14 protein-coding genes are annotated in these 16,799 nt (G+C 32.8%); 4 read left to right on the forward strand and 10 right to left on the reverse strand.

Annotated elements, in window-relative coordinates; all coding sequences use genetic code 11:
- Nucleotides 1–11: 11 nt before the first annotated feature.
- The 10 genes from Q0975_RS27070 to Q0975_RS27115 all read right to left on the reverse strand — a co-directional run bounded on the left by Q0975_RS27070 (nucleotide 12) and on the right by Q0975_RS27115 (nucleotide 11,806).
- Nucleotides 12–1,043 (reverse strand): Rieske 2Fe-2S domain-containing protein, encoded by a 1,032-nt coding sequence (locus tag Q0975_RS27070; protein WP_299443663.1) that lies wholly within the window; start codon nucleotides 1,041–1,043, stop codon nucleotides 12–14.
- A complete protein-coding gene (locus Q0975_RS27075; RefSeq protein ID WP_299443666.1) occupies nucleotides 1,043–1,453 on the reverse strand; it encodes a hypothetical protein in 411 nt (136 codons plus the stop codon). The genes Q0975_RS27070 and Q0975_RS27075 overlap by 1 nt, the downstream gene beginning before the upstream one ends.
- A complete protein-coding gene (locus Q0975_RS27080; RefSeq protein ID WP_299443669.1) occupies nucleotides 1,450–1,668 on the reverse strand; it encodes a hypothetical protein in 219 nt (72 codons plus the stop codon). The genes Q0975_RS27075 and Q0975_RS27080 overlap by 4 nt, the downstream gene beginning before the upstream one ends.
- 2 nt (nucleotides 1,669–1,670) lie before the next feature.
- Nucleotides 1,671–3,626, reverse strand: coding sequence for a thiamine pyrophosphate-dependent enzyme (locus Q0975_RS27085; protein ID WP_299443672.1), 1,956 nt, complete (start codon nucleotides 3,624–3,626; stop codon nucleotides 1,671–1,673).
- Between the two features lie 17 nt (nucleotides 3,627–3,643).
- Entirely contained in the window at nucleotides 3,644–4,027 is a 384-nt protein-coding gene (locus Q0975_RS27090) for a DUF2721 domain-containing protein (RefSeq protein ID WP_299443675.1), read from the reverse strand.
- 6 nt (nucleotides 4,028–4,033) lie between these two features.
- Entirely contained in the window at nucleotides 4,034–4,780 is a 747-nt protein-coding gene (locus Q0975_RS27095) for a hypothetical protein (RefSeq protein WP_299443678.1), read from the reverse strand.
- A 37-nt stretch (nucleotides 4,781–4,817) separates the two neighbouring features.
- A complete protein-coding gene (locus Q0975_RS27100; RefSeq protein WP_299443680.1) occupies nucleotides 4,818–6,428 on the reverse strand; it encodes a glutamate synthase-related protein in 1,611 nt (536 codons plus the stop codon).
- A 117-nt stretch (nucleotides 6,429–6,545) separates the two neighbouring features.
- Nucleotides 6,546–10,079 (reverse strand): metallophosphatase, encoded by a 3,534-nt coding sequence (locus Q0975_RS27105; RefSeq protein ID WP_299443683.1) that lies wholly within the window; start codon nucleotides 10,077–10,079, stop codon nucleotides 6,546–6,548.
- A gap of 100 nt (nucleotides 10,080–10,179) precedes the next feature.
- Nucleotides 10,180–10,848: a Crp/Fnr family transcriptional regulator gene (locus tag Q0975_RS27110; RefSeq protein WP_299443686.1), complete on the reverse strand. Its 669-nt coding sequence runs from the start codon at nucleotides 10,846–10,848 to the stop codon at nucleotides 10,180–10,182.
- Nucleotides 10,849–11,119: 271 nt separating this feature from the next.
- Entirely contained in the window at nucleotides 11,120–11,806 is a 687-nt protein-coding gene (locus Q0975_RS27115; RefSeq protein ID WP_299443689.1) for a Crp/Fnr family transcriptional regulator, read from the reverse strand.
- 651 nt (nucleotides 11,807–12,457) lie between these two features.
- On the opposite strand from Q0975_RS27115, the gene Q0975_RS27120 reads away from it, so the two are divergent.
- From Q0975_RS27120 to Q0975_RS27135, 4 genes are all read left to right on the forward strand, one after another.
- A complete protein-coding gene (locus Q0975_RS27120) occupies nucleotides 12,458–13,999 on the forward strand; it encodes a hypothetical protein (protein ID WP_299443692.1) in 1,542 nt (513 codons plus the stop codon).
- A 9-nt stretch (nucleotides 14,000–14,008) separates the two neighbouring features.
- Entirely contained in the window at nucleotides 14,009–14,617 is a 609-nt protein-coding gene (locus Q0975_RS27125) for a hypothetical protein (RefSeq protein ID WP_299443695.1), read from the forward strand.
- Nucleotides 14,618–14,660: 43 nt separating this feature from the next.
- Complete coding sequence (locus Q0975_RS27130) at nucleotides 14,661–15,545, forward strand: LytTR family DNA-binding domain-containing protein (RefSeq protein WP_299443698.1); 885 nt, start codon at nucleotides 14,661–14,663, stop codon at nucleotides 15,543–15,545.
- Nucleotides 15,546–15,673: 128 nt separating this feature from the next.
- The gene (locus Q0975_RS27135) at nucleotides 15,674–16,711 is read left to right on the forward strand and encodes an NAD-dependent epimerase/dehydratase family protein (protein ID WP_299443701.1); all 1,038 of its coding nucleotides are present in this window, start codon (nucleotides 15,674–15,676) and stop codon (nucleotides 16,709–16,711) included.
- The last annotated feature ends 88 nt before the right edge of the window (nucleotides 16,712–16,799 follow it).

Raw genomic sequence — 16,799 nt, forward strand, 5'->3', positions numbered from 1 at the left:
GTGATTGCTATTTAATAAGTGACAGGTGCTACTTCAGTTCCTTCCGCTAGAGCTTCTGGTAGCACATATATTTTGTTATTATTATTTTTCAGACGGTATGTAGCCACTTTTTCGGTAAATGGAGGAGGAGACTGCCCATTATGAGGCAGGTATTGATATCCGTGCCACGGACAGGTAACGCAGCCATCTATAACTTTTCCTTCACCCAAAGGACCTCCTTGATGCTTACATACGTTATGGATTGCCGACAATTTATTATCATATTTAAATACAGCAATTCGTTCGTTGTCTACAATAAATATTTTAGCTCTATCCTCGGGAATTTCATCAATATCACAAACATATTCCCAACCATCCTCAATCAGTTGTGTTTTCGCTTTGTCAGCCTTCGTTTCTTTTAGTCCAGTAACCAAGTGTAAGGAAGCGATCGTTATAAATCCTAGTCCTAACACCAGGATTGAAGCAATAGATGGTTGCTGTTGAAATGCTCCAAGGAATACATGTAAGATGATCAATACATATGCAAAATAAACCATCATATGCAGACGTTTCCATGTTTTAGGAGATAGGTTTTTTAACCAGAAATCGTGACTCGTAGCAGCCATCAGAAATAAAATAATTAAAGCAAAAAAACCTAATACCTGAAAAGGAAAATTGGTTAGAGAACCGTAATCCATATTCGAAGTAAAAATAGCATAGATGGGATTCGTATTTCCCAGCGCATGAAATTGAAACATAGAAAATCCACCGTGAACCAGAGCTGCCAAAAACATACTCACACCAAGATGTCGACGATTATATAATAAGGGCAGAAATCTTGTATTGAGCCTTGCTAAAGGTCCAATAGCTAAAATAATATGCAATAAAGCAATAGCTAATGTTCCAAAAGCACGTATGATCAACGTTTCTGGACTTGTTTCACCGTTAGTGATTATGGTAATTCCTATAAAACAGAGAAGATAAATGAGCATGCTGAATCCTATCCATTTGTCATAGATTTTTTTGTTTCTATTCCAAAGTACTGGTTGATAATTTACTCCCATTATAGTGCTATATTAATAATGTTATTTTTCTTGATATCATCATAGATCCTGATGCTTTTGGTTGATTTATCAACTTCGAACTGATATATTCCTTTCTTACTCAATGTACCTAGATAGTTACCATCTCCATTACTTGGTGTTATACCATACAAAATTGATGAGGCAGTTTTTAGCGGTTTTTTTAGAATAACCTGAAGTGCATTTGATGAGTTTTGTTCTTTGATACTGATATAAAAGGTATCGTTTTCTAATACAGTACGTTGCCCCGAAACCTTTTCGGAAATTAGTACATCACTATCTGTAAGTAAGGGCTCTTTAATACTATGAATTGAAAACATGAGCAATACAGGTACTGCAATAAGTAACAGGATCCATATGATTTTATGAGTTTTTCGTAATCCTGAAGTCATGATTTTGTTCTTGATTTATTAATTATTTTCAAAAGAAGAACAGGCCAAAGTCCTATTGCTCCTGGAACCAATAATAATCGGACGGTCCATTTACTATCTGCAATCAATTCATCTATTTTAAAAGCTCCTTTGATAAAAAAGTAAATACCAAATAAAAAACCAATTCCGAAATAGAGTCCTAAAAAGCTTGTTATAATTTTAATTGCTATTTCCATATTTATATAAGATTTACATCTGTAATTATTTCTAGCAATGCCGGACCATCGTGATCTCTGAGTTTTTCTAAGGCAGGAATCAGGTCTTCTTTTTTCGTGACTTTAATTCCCAGAGCACCACAGTTTTCTGCATATTTTGCAAAACTCACATTGTGTAATGATGTTTGCCATACGTCTACTTCTGCGGCTTTTTGTTCTTTAGAAATCTTTCCTAATTCAGAGTTGTTTAGCAATACATGTTTGATATTCATATTGTATTTAACCAATGTCATCATTTCTCCTAAATACTGACCAAAACCACCATCACCAGATACTGACCAAATAGGTCTTTCTTTTCCTTGTGCAGCCCAAGCTCCCATTGCAGCGGGTAATGAAAAACCAATGGATCCTAAATATCCAGACATCAAAATGGATTGATTTTTAGGTTCGAAATATCTTCCAAAAGAATAGGTGTTGTTCCCTACATCTACAGCGATAACGGCATTAGCAGGAGTGACTTTATTCATCGCCTCGAATACAGCTATGGAGCTTATTCCTTTATCGCTTTGATCTTTTAATCTATTTGCTTTTTCTTCTTTCCATATGTTCCATCGCTCTGCAATCTCTGATCTTCTATCTATAGTATTGATGCTGTTCTCTGTTTGTTCCTCTATCAGCGATAGTGTTTCTGAAATTTCTCCCCAAAGAGCTGCATCTACTTTATGAAATTTACTCAAGGCTGTAGGATCAAAGTCAACCTGAATTATGGGTTTCTTTGGAGTGATTCCCGTATGGTTAGAAAAAGAAGCTCCAAATACAATCAATAAATCACTTTCATTCATAAACCAAGATGCAATTGGAGTTCCACTACGACCTAATACACCACATCCTAATTCGTGAGCATCAGCAATTAACCCTTTTCCTTTAAAGGTGGTAATTACTGGGCATTTTAGTTTATCGGCAAAGGCAGTAATAGCTTCCATATGAAATCTTGCTCCGTGTCCTACGATAATAGCTGGTTTTTTTGATTCCGAAATCATCGAAACTGCTTTTGCAACCATTTGTTTTGGAGGTGAAATATTCATAGGAGTTATTCTATCCTCAGGAGTTTGCGCTTGCTCTCCTTCTGTTTTTGGCATAAAAGCGACTTCATCAGGAAATGTAATATGTGATACATTCCTATTTAGTAAAGCACTTTTGATAGCCAAACTCATTAATTCGCTATGTTTTGAATTTTGCTGTACTGCGTGATTAAAATCTGCCACGGTCTGGAAAGCTTTGACTAAATCTACTTCTTGAAACGCACCAGTACCCATCACTTGTGTATTTACTTGCCCAGAAAATGCTAGTAGTGGTGCTCTATCTACTTTAGCATCCCACATACCTGTGAACATATTAGTAGAACCGGGTCCTGCAATACCAAAACATACTGCTGGTTTTCCCATTAATTTCCCATACGCTGATGCGGCAAATGCTGCTGCTCCTTCATGACGAATTCCGAAATATTGTAATTTTCCTTGCTCTTCTAATCGCATCATAGCATCTGCAACACCAAGATTAGAGTGTCCTACCATTCCAAAAACGGTATCAACATCCCAGTTAACCATGGTTTGGATCATGACATCAGAAATGGTATCTTCATGTTTAGGTTCTTCGGGAATACCAACTAAGATGGCATCTCCTTCTTCTTTTACTTCAAAAGTAGTAACACCATCATCATAACCTCCTGGAGGTAATCCTGTACAAGGATCAAAATCCCATCCGTGCCATGGACAACGCAATAAACCATTTTCTATAGAACCTTCTCCTAGAGGACCTCCTTGATGCGGGCATCTATTATCTAAAGCAGAAAATTTACCTTCATAATGAGTTAGACAAACACCTTGATGACCAGCGGTCACAGTCTGCACTCTTCCTTCTGGAAGTCTGTCTTTGTTATCTAGTACTTTATACCAAACAGTTTCTTTTTTTGAAGTCATGATTATTTTTTAAGATGTTAGCATTTATTGTGATATTGATCCTGTCTGATTTTTACAGCTCTAAACGAATATAAAATGAGAGCTATTAAACCTAATAGGGCGCTAATAATACCAGCGATGGTGATATAAATTGTAGCATTAAAATCGATTTTGATACTTTTATAAATCCCTGAAACTAAAGCAGAAATCACAAAACTAGCAACCGCGACATATAAGAAAACCATTGCACTATTTAGTAGCTTAAGTTGTCTTAGTTTTCGTTCAATCAGTTTTTCTTTTGTTGAGTCTTCTGTGATCAATGTTTTAATTTCTGTGCTTAGATTAACTAAAAGATTAGAAGTGGATAATATCAACAGTCCAATACCTGGTATGATAGTCGCCGGTAGATACCAATGCTCCATAATTTTTTAGTTTTTATATATAGAAAGAGCTTCTTCAAAAAAAGTAACTCCATTGTCTTTATTTACACCTGTAACAGGTAAAATAGCACCTTTAAAACCTTCATTTTTCCATTCGCCAAGAGATAGCGATTTAAAGTTTGCTGTATCTACACCATCGTGACCTTGATACGCACTTATATAGAAGTAATATTCATTGTGAGCTTCATCAGGAATTGCCAAACCTAATCCGATTGCAAGACCTGCTTCGTCTTCTAAAGGAGCAAAAGCTCCTGTATCGAAATGATGAGGCCATATTCTAATTTCAGAATCTAGTTTATTACGATCCAAAAATTCTCTTATGATTTCATATGCCAATACTCGATGTTTTTTTAATTGCTGAAGTGCTGAAACATCTTGTAATTTGAACACATAGTCATCTTTGATTTGATAAGGTAGTTCATAGTGAATATCGTAAGAATATGGAACAGAGATATTACTATTAGTCGCCATTCTATTGATCCATTGCATAACTTCAGCGTGTGTTGTACCGTCTAATCGCAAGGTGCTTTTAGAACTGGCGTCATTCCATTCTAATGTAAAAAGATCATAGCTGAGCGAAAGTACAATTGGTTTATTGTCTAATTTCCTTGTATAGAGTGTTCCTTTTTCTACTGAAAACCCAAGATTTGTATGACTATCGTCATCTTTTTTATCTACAAAACTTATTCCAGCTGCAGCGAGATATTGAGCCGCTAAGTGCATTTGAGTTGTCATATTGTTGGTTTAGTTAGTATGTGTTAATTCTCGTGTTTTAAAGCACACCGGCATAATTGATGCCAGTTAGTTTATGCATATCCCGATCAAAAGTTGATAAATCATCTTGATTAAATTTAGATACGTCATCATATCCACAAGCTCTTGCAATAACTTTAATTAAGTTATTGGTTGCGTCAAAATAATTGTGTAATTGCTTTGCTGAAGATTCAATAATCAACCTACTTCTCAATGATTCTTTTTGCGTAGCAATACCTACTGGACAATTGTTACTTCCACAAGCTCGCATTCCTAAACAACCGATAGCTTGTAAGGCTGAATTAGATACAGCAATAGCATCAGCGCCAAGCATCATTGCTTTTGCAAAATCCTCTGCTATTCTTAATCCTCCAGTGATAATTAAGGTAACATCTGTAGCACCCACTTTGTCAAGATATTTTCTAGCTCTTGCTAAAGCTGGAATTGTAGGTACATTAATATTGTCACGTAAAATAGTAGGAGCGGATCCTGTTCCACCACCGCGTCCGTCTAAGATGATATAGTCTACACCAACATCTAAAGCAAACTGGATATCTTTCTCGATATGACTGGCTGCAATTTTAAAACCAATTGGGATCCCACCAGTTCGTTCACGCACCTGTTCAGCAAATGCTTTGAAATCTTTCACACCGTGAAAATCAGGAAAAGTAGCAGGTGAAATAGCGGTTTCCCCTTGATTTAATCCTCTAACTTCCGCAATTTCTTTACTTACTTTGCTACCCGGTAAGTGACCACCTGTACCTGTTTTTGCTCCTTGTCCACCTTTAAAATGAAAGGCTTGTACTTTATCTAATTTATCCCAGGAAAATCCAAATTGAGCTGATGCTAGTTCATAAAAATATTTGGTATTGCTTTCTTGTTCTTGTGGTAACATTCCTCCTTCTCCAGAACAAATTCCTGTTCCAGCCATTTCTGCACCTCTGGATAAAGCAATTTTAGCTTCTCTAGACAAAGCTCCAAAACTCATATCACTTACAAATAAAGGAATATCCAGACTTAAAGGCTTCTTTGATTTAGGACCAATCACCACTTTGGTAGCTACTTCCTCGTGATCTAATAAAGGTCTACTAGCTAATTGAGCTGGTAAGAATTGAATATCATTCCATTTAGGCAATGTATTTCTATCTACACCCATAGAAGCAGAAAAACCGTGATGCCCTAGATTTTTTAATCCATTTTTAGCAAGCTCTTTAATGTATCCAGTATAAGGTTCTGTATCTTCTGGATGTGTATCTGCATAAGCTCCCAGATATTCATCTCTATTAAAAGGTTGTGGTTGATTTGTTAAATATGCATCGATTTCTATTTCATCTACATATAAGCTATCACCTTCTATTTTTGTATTGAACTTATGTAAAACCTCTTTGTTGTTATATTCAGAAACACCAGTATCTACTCTATAATCCCAACCATGTACTCCACAAATTAAATTGTGCCCATCGACATGTCCATCAGCCATTAACGCGCCTCTATGCAGGCATCTTCCATATAGTACAGAAATTTCTTCATCAAACTTGACAATAACAAGATCTAATCCATTCACTAAGGCGTGAGTAGGTTGTTTATTTTCTAAATCACTGATTTGGGCAATTACTACAGGTTTTTTCATGTGTTGTTTCAGTTTTTTTTGATGTTAGTTATATGAAGTTTATTTTGTTATTGATCAGAACAAATATGTTATTTGGTCTTAAAATTTAACAAAACTTTCATTAAATGTTATAATTATCTAAAAAGCAAATCCAAGCACGAATGCTATTCTTCCTCCATCAGAACTTGCGTAGTACCCTAGATTAGCCGTGAAAGAATCTAATCCGCTAATCCAGAAAGATCCTCCTACACTGTTATGCCATTTATCTGAGTTGTCATTCTCTAACCATACTCGACCATAATCAAAGCCTCCCGTTATTCCATATTTAAGAGGAATAAAGCTTGTCTTAAATTTACCAAGTTTAAGTCGTAAATCGGTGTTTTGATATAAAGAATATTTACCTACAAATCTCTCATTTCTAAAACCGCGTAAACCTTTTATACCTCCAATCTGCGCACCGTGATAAAATTCGAAATCATCACCTAAAAGCACTTCTCCTCCGATTTCTGTAGCAAACACAAGATTTCCTTTTTTATTTAATTTATGGTCGATATCAATTCTTGGTTCGATATAGCCAAAACTATTATCGTTATCTCCTCCGTCAATTGACGTTTTATATCCTGCAGTAATTCCTATTTCCATCCCCAGCGTTGGAAATGCAATATCATTTTTGTTTTCAAAAGCATAGGTAACTTCTGCGCCTGCATAGGTTTGTTGATCAAAAACATCATTAGTGATGGGTATATTATTAACAAAGCGACCATTTGTGTTTTCTAATTCGAAGGATTCTATGAGAGGTCTAAATTGAAAATATCCACCATCTCTTCCTCTCCAGATTAAGGAGATAGCTGCGTTCCATTTTCTAAGTCGAACTCGATTAAAATCTAAATCAACAATGTCTTTATCATAATCCGTTTCATTACCAAAACCAAAGAAGTTTTGAGCAAAGCTCGGGCTGGTGTACAAACCTTCTACACCAAAATTCCAATTATGGAAAATATGAGAAAATTCGCCTTTATAGGACACATCAAAACCTCCGGAACCCGTATAGAAGGAAGCACTAATAGAATGTTTCTGAGTGAACGGATTTCTTTGTAATCCGTAATATGTGAAATTATCTAATACACCAACTCGTAGTCCATCATCTGGATTATACGCTATTAATGGGAGTATTTGATTAAAAGAGTATTTCCTTTTTTTGTAGTCATAATTATTGACATCATAATCGTCTACAAGCCACTTTTTAGAACGTTTATTTACAATAGTGTTATTTTTATTTTTATAATCATATAACTTTATTTTTTTTGTGTTTTTGAAGTCATATGTGTCATTTTTCTTACCTCCAATTACTTTAATATTGATGAGGTCATTTCCTTTTCCTTCTACATTAAAGGTATCATTACCATCTAATCCATATAACCAAATTTCTTTAGTTTCTTCTTTATTAAAGGTTCTATTCAGGATGCCAATATCTTTTCTTTGGATTTCAATATTGGTCTGGCCATTAGGTAATCTTTTTATATTAAAAACATCATCTTTTAACGTACCTGCTATTACTTCAAAATTGTTGAGGTGCTTATAATATTCCTGAGCAATATCAACGATATTAGACCTTCTTCCTTTCAGTTTCTTTTTAATATCATCAATGGTTTCACCTTTCATTTCCTCAGGAACATTCTCAAAAGCATTTTCTATTACTTCATCCGTAAGATTTTTCTGAATATAAGTAGCTTGTTTTTTCCATTTAGACCAGTCTGAACCATTAATAAAGGTCATATCTAATGGATATGGAGTTTGACTAAACCATTTGGGACTGCGTAAGTGGTCATCATAAGATTGCATTTTTCGTAATCCTGGTATTGCATGTGTTAGGAAGGTAACAATAGTCCCATCAAAAACAGAGAATGCCTGATCTCGATCTCTGGGAATGGGTTTACAAATTTCTGTTCCATCTTCTTTTTCGAATAAAGCCCATCGCCATTGATCGGGATGTCGATCCCAGTCACCAATTAGCATATCAAATAATCGTGCTCGGATATATGAGGGTTCATCAACAACAGATTTACCACTTTTATGTATTTCTTGTAATACATCATTAGAACTTAGAATCTTTTTAGGTTTCCCAAAAGATGCCAGGTCACTATGACTAGATTCTGCTCGTTCTTCTACTAAATATAGTTCATCCCCAAAACTGTTATTGAATTCACCAAGAGCTTCTTGTTTTGGAATATAATATAAACTTGGGTTGGTATGAAATACATCAACAGCATCTGATAATGTTCCTATAGCAAAAGGAGTATAAGGATGTGCAGTAGTATAGAAATCTAATAAAAATCGATCGGCATAACTATCTTGTAGATCTTCTTCTACATATTTGTCAAGAAAGGCTGTAGACTGGATGAATTTTGTAGCACTTTTTCGTAGTGCACGCATTACATATTGTTTACCATCTTTATCGACTAATCTAAGTGAATTGGATTGATGCCCTCCTCCTTTTCTAACTGGTGTTAAACCTCCTTTAAGAGTATCTAAAAAAGCGACTTTAGCTTGTACTGGTTTACTATAATATTTTCTGTAATGTTGCCCCCATAATCCTTTGTATAATTTACTTCTTTTAGTTTCATCAGGACTATAAACAGATGAACTCTTAGTTGCTGAAAAACTATTCGCAGGTTTTAGTGTGTATGAAGTTTCTGCTTTTTCGTTTCGTAATACTGTTGCGTTAAATAGGGGAGTTGTGCTTCCATTTTCCAAAGAATAATAATGAACAGTGGCTTTGCCATCAGTGTAAATGTCTAATTTGGCATATCCTTTTTGTGTACTTACAAAATCTCCTTCAAGAGCATTTTTAACACGTTCTGTTTTTTCAATAGCACCACTTATGATTTGTGGGACTCCATACCTATTTATGTATTGTAGATTTTTGCCCTTTCCAGAAACAAAAATTATGTTTTCATTTTGTCGCGCCATCGTGGTAATTCTGTTTCTAAAATTACGATACTGCTTGTTCTGAAAATCCTGAGTAGACGTTCCGGCTGTATTTGCTAATAAACCTTGTTTAGAATAGCTGTGTATTGGATGATGTATGGCTACAATCTTAATTTTGTCTTGAGATTTTTTTAAGATGCTTTCTAATTCTAGAAAGAATAACGTTCTGTTTTTTATATCGCATTCTTCATTAAGATAAATATGATCATTCCAGTTTTCTAGATACCATTGGGAATCAATGGTAATTAATACTACATTTTCGCTAATTTCTTTTTTCTTTATTGGACATCCATCATCTGGATAGAATTTGGCATTGCTATTCTTTTGGATAAACTTTTCTAACTTTCTTATACTTTTATTACCTCTTTTAATCCAATCATTAGCGCCTGGAATATAAATGGTATTTTGATCATAAGTAGATAAAGTTTCTAATTGAGTTTTTAATTTTTGTTCTGAACTTTCATTTATAAAACCATCTTTTGATGCTGCATTTCCTACAATAAGTAATTTAGAATTAGAAGTTTTTTGGGCTTCTGTAATGATTTTAGATAAATTGCTTTGATTCGTTACATCACCTGTGTTTGAAGTTATAAAAATGGAAGTTTCGATTTCTTGCCCGTATGTTATTAGTGTACATAAAAAGGTACATAATAACCATACATTTTTTGTTAGTTTAATTTGCATGATATAAGTTTTAATACAATCAATTTTCTGAAGAATTGTTCTTCAGCTGATACATTTTTAATATTATAAGCCCCGTAAAAAGTAACAATGAATAATAGCATCATGTTTTGTGTTCTATTGGGATTGAGAGAAATTGAGAATCGTAGTCAATTAAAGAATCTTTTCTTAAAGAACTCATTACATTACTAACTGTTTGCCGAGATGTATTAGTTAGGTTAGCAATGTCTTTGTGGGACAAAAGGTTTTTAGCGATTATTCTCGTATTTTCTTCTTCTCCAAACTCCTTGATATAGTCGGTGATAAACTCTTTTATTCTTGTGGTGCTATCTTTGTACAACAAGTCTTGTAGGCGTCGTTCTAATTTTTTAATTCGCAAACCGTATACTTTTAAAACACCATTTTTAAGGGATTTGTGTTTCTCCATGATTTGATTCATTCTGGAAGATTCTATATAACAGACAATACAGTCTTCTAATGCAATAGCTCGTTCTTCTGACGCCGCTTGCTCGTTATAAAGTGATAACTCACCAAAAATGTGCCCTTTTTTTACAATATACTTTACGTTATTATTTTTAGCATCTATAATTTTAACGGTTCCTTTTTTAAGGAAAAAGATGCTTTTTTCATCATCATTGAGTAATTCAATAGTGGTTCCTTTATCTATATTATCCATTTCTAGGATCTCGCACATGCGCATCATGGTGATTCTACCTAGTTTGTTAAACAGATTGAAACCTTCTAAAAACCAATATTTTGTATATGTATTCAATGTAGGGTATGGATGATTATGTTAAAAGTACTGAATTTTAATAATACTAATATTGGACAAATTTCCGAAAGTTACTTCAAACGACACTTGAGGTATTTTTTTAGAGGTTTTTAGAAGTTATACGTTTTGAAACCATATAGATTATATATAACCGGTAAGAATTGTATTTCCGTTTAATTTATAAATGAAGGTGATTGAGTACTAGGAGTGTTAACAGAAAATGGTGTAAGCGATATAATCTCTTAATGGAACATCGATCCATAAATGTTTATTAAGATATTGCGACTTGTTTATCTACATTGATTAGATATAAGGATATTGTATGTTTGTCATAATCTATAATCCCTTGTTTTCTAAGAGAGCTTAATACATTACTTACTGTTTGCCTCGAGGTATTAGTAAGATTAGCAATATCTTTATGAGACAAAAGATTTCTAGCAGTTATCATATTGTCTTTTTGTTCTCCAAACTCTGAGACATAGTCGTTTATGAAATTATGGATCCGAGTTGCGCTATCCTTGGATAATATCTCACTTAATCGTTGTTCTAATTTTTTTATCCTTGCTCCATAAGCTTTAATAATATTATTTTTCAGGAAAGGATATTTTTTCATAGTGTCCAACATTTTATCAGCTGCCATTGCACAAAGGATACTGTCTTCCAATGCAACAGCCTGTTCATGTTGATCTGAATATAAATCAAACAATGCCAGTTCTCCAAAAATACTGCCTTTATTTACAACGTACTTTATAGTATTGGTTCTGGTGTCTATTATTTTGACAGTTCCCTGTTTCAGAAAAAATATGTGTTTCTTTTCTGCTTTGTTAAGTTCAATTATTTGACCTTTATCTACATTAAACATATCAAGAACCTTCGCCATTCGGATCATTAACATTTTTCCAAGGTTGTTGAATAAGATAAAATCTTCTAAAAACCAAAGTTTAGTAAATGTATTCAATAGATAGGGGTTTGATTCATATTGTTAAATGTACTGAATTTTAGAAACGCTGTTACGAATTAATTAACAGAAGTTACTTCATACGACAACTAGAAGATATTTTGTTTTCCAGAAAGAGGGAAGGTATTGTTGAATTAATTTCTATTCCATAGAAACCAGTAATTTTATTAAATTGTTTAAGGCAAGTTAACTTTTAAACGCTTTATAGAAAGAGGATTGATTCGAAAATCACTAGTATTTTATTTATAATAACGCTCCATCTGTTAATTCTATAGCCTATCACAATTAGAGGCAAACCTTCCAATAATTAATAGATTGAATAAGAAATATTTGTTCAGTAGATTTTAAGAGTTGAGGTATCCTTATTTAAGGGTGATTTTTTTTCGGTATGGTGAAGCAGTTGGGTTTTAAGTTTGCAAATTTTGTCTTTTATTGACATAATTCATTCAAGCTAATAATCAAAGATATTTTTGGATATGCAGATATCTTTGGAATACCTGTCATCTGAATAAAACTTTAGAAAATATTCATTGCATATTTAATGTTATTTATAACAAATTCTGCCTCATTCAAAACATACTATCAAGAATGTCTTATTAAATTTCAGAATTTACAAGCTTATCAAGTTGAATAAATATTTGAATGTATTAGATGAAGCCAGTTATCGCATCCTTCTTTTTAGTATTTGTTATTTTAAGTAGTATGGATCCAGTACAAGCTCAGAACGAGAATTCTGACCATTATTTATATGCTATAAACAAAAAGGACCAGTTATATTTTGGAGAAGGGATAGATTGGATTCTTAGTAAGCAGGATAATACTCAGTTTTATTTATTTGGAGAGCAACATGGTATTAGTGGTATTCCTAGATTGGTTCATTTTATACATACAAAACTTAACGAAAAAGAATCTTTTAATTTGGCATTAGAAATAGATGGCTGGAGTGCTCGAAAAATTTCGGAAGAAGGTATTGACAAAATAATTTCCAAATACCCACACGCTATCGCATTTGATTATGATGAGGAAATTAAACTTATAAAGTCTGTTGAAAAATCTTCTGAGATTTGGGGCTTAGATCAAATGATTACAGCAATTCATCCATATCAACGTTTAATAGAATTAGCTCCAAATGAAAATGCTAGAAGGCTTGCGCAAGGAATTTTTTTAAAGGCATCCTTAAAAATGGGAAGGTATTTAAATCAACCAAATCAAAGCGATTTTGAAGCGATTAAGGAGGCATTTGGAGATAATTTATCAGAAGAAGTTATGGAGATTTTAGATCACCTTGAAACTTCCATGAATATCTATGTTTCCTGGCACGCTGGACAACGAGGAGAACTATCTAAACAAATTTCAGTTGAGTTGAGAGAACAATTTATGAAAAACCAATTTGACGCATATATTCATAAAAAGCCACAACAAAAAGCGGTTTTTAAAATGGGAGGTGCCCATATAATTAAAGGTATAGGTCCCAATGGCGTTGAAACACTAGGAAATCATATTGTAAAAAAAACAAAATCCGATGTACAATCTATTGCACTTTTCAACTATCATAAGAATGTACAATTCGTAACGGAATATGTTTTTGAACGGTCTAACATCGTTTTACTGGATTGTGAAAAATATGTAACGAGTATATCTGATAGTGTATTTGCCAGTATCTCGGATTCAAATAAGTCATTGTTAAAAGGATATGATGCAATCATTCTTTTTAACAATTCAGAAAGATCAAAAAAGAGTTTTGTTACTCCTTATAAAAACGAATTTAAGTCCGATTTCATAAAAAAGCTGTCAATAGGAGGGATTTTACTAATACTTTGCCTTTCTGGAATAATACCGCTGATTTTGTTCAAGTTTTCAAAATCTAATAAAACAGACAGTTACTATACGTATGGTAGGATCTTAACTCAGGTTTTTATTATTAGTACTATTTCTGCAGGAATTGTTGGTTATCAAATCTATACGATCATAAAGGATATAGATAGATCAATAATTAACTCGGGTTCGACTAGTATTTGGTTGTTTGTTATTTTGTTTCTGATAGCTGGATATTTTATTTTTAAAATGAGTTTGTTTTTAAAAAATAAAGGAAGAAAAAAACATAAAATATATATAACGCTGATAACCATATCTTATCTATGTTTATCATACTTTATGTATTATTGGAACATTGGAGGAATGTTTTCTTTTTAAAAATAGATTATGAAGGAAGCTTTCAAAAAAATAAACCATTTACAGTTAATTTTAGATCTGATCATAGTTTTTATTGGTGTTAGCTTAGCTTTTTTGTTTACAAACTATCGAGAACAAAAAATGGAAGAAAAAGAAATGACCCAGGTTCTTTCATTAATGCACATAGGTTTAGAAACATACGATGAGTTGTTTGAAGGGTTTATTTCGTATCATACAAAGTTCAATACAGATTTTAGGAATACATTAAATAATGACCAGATTCCAAAAATAGAAGGAGTTACTTTTTTATCTCCTGCCTATCCTATAAATGCTATATCCTTATTGACAGATCAAGGTTACGAAGTACTTAATCCCGAGATTTATGTTGCGTTAACAGGGTTTTATAATGGTATAAAACGCTTGATGTATATTGAACAGAAATTGGTTAATATTTCAGAAAAATCAATGAGTTTAATTAAAAGTAATTTCCAGTCCATTAAGGATTATCAATTCGAACAAAAGAAGTGGGCTAAACAATATTTAATATATTTAGAAAGAAGAAAACATACTTTACAAGAGTTACAAAGTAAAAATCATAATTTAAGAACACTTTTAATGGAGTTATCGATAAGCAATTAGATATGTAACACCTTTATGCATTATAAATATTCACTTTTAACATATGAGAATTAAAAATACACTTAAATATCATGTTATAGTAGGTGTTATTATAGTCCTCATGGGTATTTTTAGTAGTTATGTGTATTTAGGGTCAGAAAGGTTTTTGAACAATTTGAAACCGGGAAGAATTTTACTTAAGATTACATTTTTCATTACTTTTTTTAGTGTATATACGATAAACTACAATGTAATTTGCCCCAGAACACTTCCTAAAAAGAATCTAGTTGCCTTTTTTATTGCTATTGTTGGAATGCTTCTTGTTTTTGCTGGGATGCGGTATACATTAGAAGAAATAATCGTATACAATATTTTTGGATTTCATAATTATTATGAAGATAAACGAGTGTTTTGGTTCTACGTTTTTGATAATTCTTATTATGCCATACAGGCACTTTTGTTTAGTACACTTATATACTTATTCTTTATGTATATAAAAAATAAGGATAAAGCGCATACTGAGGAAATAGAGCGTAAAACTTCCATATTTGAGAATCAATTACGTACACTCTTAAGTCATGTAAAGGATGAAACCATCGGGCATAGTATTATCTCTCAGTTTAATAAAAAACTAATTATTAAAGTAGGAAAAGAAGCTACTCTAGTTCCTATAGATACTATCCAGTACATTACAGCTTCAGGTAGTTATGTTGATATTAAAACAATTGATAAATCATATGTTTTGCGCACATCCTTAGATGGTGTACTTAAGGATATTGATGATAAAAAATTTATTAGAATTCATCGATCTACAATTATCAACATCGACTACATAGATAAATTGATCTACTCTAACCACGGAGAAATCGATACTAAAATGAAAGATGAGACTCTATTTAGAGTAAGTAATAGTTATAAAAAAGAATACCTTAAACTTATAGGTGCTTAAAACACGAAGTATTCATTACGCTAAATACAAGGTTTATAACAAATCTACCGCTATCTAAAACATATTTGTTTTTTATAATGTTTCGTTTTTCGAAATTAGATTTCTGAAATTAAAATAATAAAAAAGTATTGATTCTTGGCGGAAGAGGCTTTTTGGGGCCTAGTATTGTTGAAACATTTTTGAAATCAGGTTATGATGTTACATTATTAAATAGAGGTAAGACGAATATCCATTTGTTTAGTAATTTACCTATTACCATTTGTGATAGGGAGCAAGAAAACAAACAAGGGCTTAAAAATATAGATAAAATATACAAGGAATCGTATTGGGACATTGTTGTTGATACCTGGCAGAAATCCCCAAAAGCGGTCTCTGATTTTCTAGAAGAATTTAAAGGACGTTTTGGACATTATCATTACATATCTACTGTTTCTGTCTATGATAAATGGGATAAAAAATTTATAGAAGAAACAGAGCCGTTAAACCCGCTACCAAAATCACCTAAAACGATCAGCGAAGATTTTAGGTATGCAATACGAAAGACCTTTGCGGAAGAAGCAATTAGAGAACGGATAAGTAATTTTACAATATACAGATCACATGGAATGAAAGATTTTAGGATTACGAGACCTAATGATCCAAATGCAGAGCCATTTTGGCCTATTAGATTTTATAAAGGAGGAGAAATCATGGTGCCTAATGTTCATAACCATCATATGCAGGTTACGGATGTTAAAAGCTTAACGAATTTTATAGTTCATTGCTCGGAAACTGCAACATTTGGTTCCTTTAATGTCGCCTATAATCCAACTCCTTTTAAGGATTATGTGTCTAGTCTTATCCATGTTACAGGTATGCCTAAAAAAATACATTGGATTAATGGTGACTTTCTAATAAAACACGGATTACTCCCATATAAAATAATACCCTTATGGAAGCCAAAACCTGTAGGTTCGTATTATTTTAATGTTCAGAAAGCCGTTCAGGCTGGTTTAGTAAATCGTCCAATGGTAGAAATGATAACAGATCAATTAGAGGGATATAAAATCAGACACCCAAAGGATGATGTTAGTTTTGGAGAGGTTATGGAAGGAAAACAAATTAAATATTATTCTATTAATAAAGAAAAAGAAGTGATTAATAAATGGCTTGAAATAAGTAAATAATTGTATTTAAAAATAATTAAAATTTCATTTTTTTGAATTATTCAAAAAAGTAATACAAGATGTTACCATAACTATTTAGCAACATCTT

This window comes from uncultured Aquimarina sp. (genome assembly GCF_947500065.1).
Lineage (GTDB): Bacteria > Bacteroidota > Bacteroidia > Flavobacteriales > Flavobacteriaceae > Aquimarina.

What these genes read in the sequence shown, in the direction of transcription:
- Q0975_RS27070 (WP_299443663.1), bottom strand. Translation starts at nt 1,043, where the DNA reads ATGGGAGTAAATTATCAACCAGTACTTTGGAATAGAAACAAAAAAATC.
- Q0975_RS27075 (WP_299443666.1), bottom strand. Translation starts at nt 1,453, where the DNA reads ATGACTTCAGGATTACGAAAAACTCATAAAATCATATGGATCCTGTTA.
- Q0975_RS27080 (WP_299443669.1), bottom strand. Translation starts at nt 1,668, where the DNA reads ATGGAAATAGCAATTAAAATTATAACAAGCTTTTTAGGACTCTATTTC.
- Q0975_RS27085 (WP_299443672.1), bottom strand. Translation starts at nt 3,626, where the DNA reads ATGACTTCAAAAAAAGAAACTGTTTGGTATAAAGTACTAGATAACAAA.
- Q0975_RS27090 (WP_299443675.1), bottom strand. Translation starts at nt 4,027, where the DNA reads ATGGAGCATTGGTATCTACCGGCGACTATCATACCAGGTATTGGACTG.
- Q0975_RS27095 (WP_299443678.1), bottom strand. Translation starts at nt 4,780, where the DNA reads ATGACAACTCAAATGCACTTAGCGGCTCAATATCTCGCTGCAGCTGGA.
- Q0975_RS27100 (WP_299443680.1), bottom strand. Translation starts at nt 6,428, where the DNA reads ATGAAAAAACCTGTAGTAATTGCCCAAATCAGTGATTTAGAAAATAAA.
- Q0975_RS27105 (WP_299443683.1), bottom strand. Translation starts at nt 10,079, where the DNA reads ATGCAAATTAAACTAACAAAAAATGTATGGTTATTATGTACCTTTTTA.
- Q0975_RS27120 (WP_299443692.1), top strand. Translation starts at nt 12,458, where the DNA reads ATGAAGCCAGTTATCGCATCCTTCTTTTTAGTATTTGTTATTTTAAGT.
- Q0975_RS27125 (WP_299443695.1), top strand. Translation starts at nt 14,009, where the DNA reads ATGAAGGAAGCTTTCAAAAAAATAAACCATTTACAGTTAATTTTAGAT.
- Q0975_RS27130 (WP_299443698.1), top strand. Translation starts at nt 14,661, where the DNA reads ATGAGAATTAAAAATACACTTAAATATCATGTTATAGTAGGTGTTATT.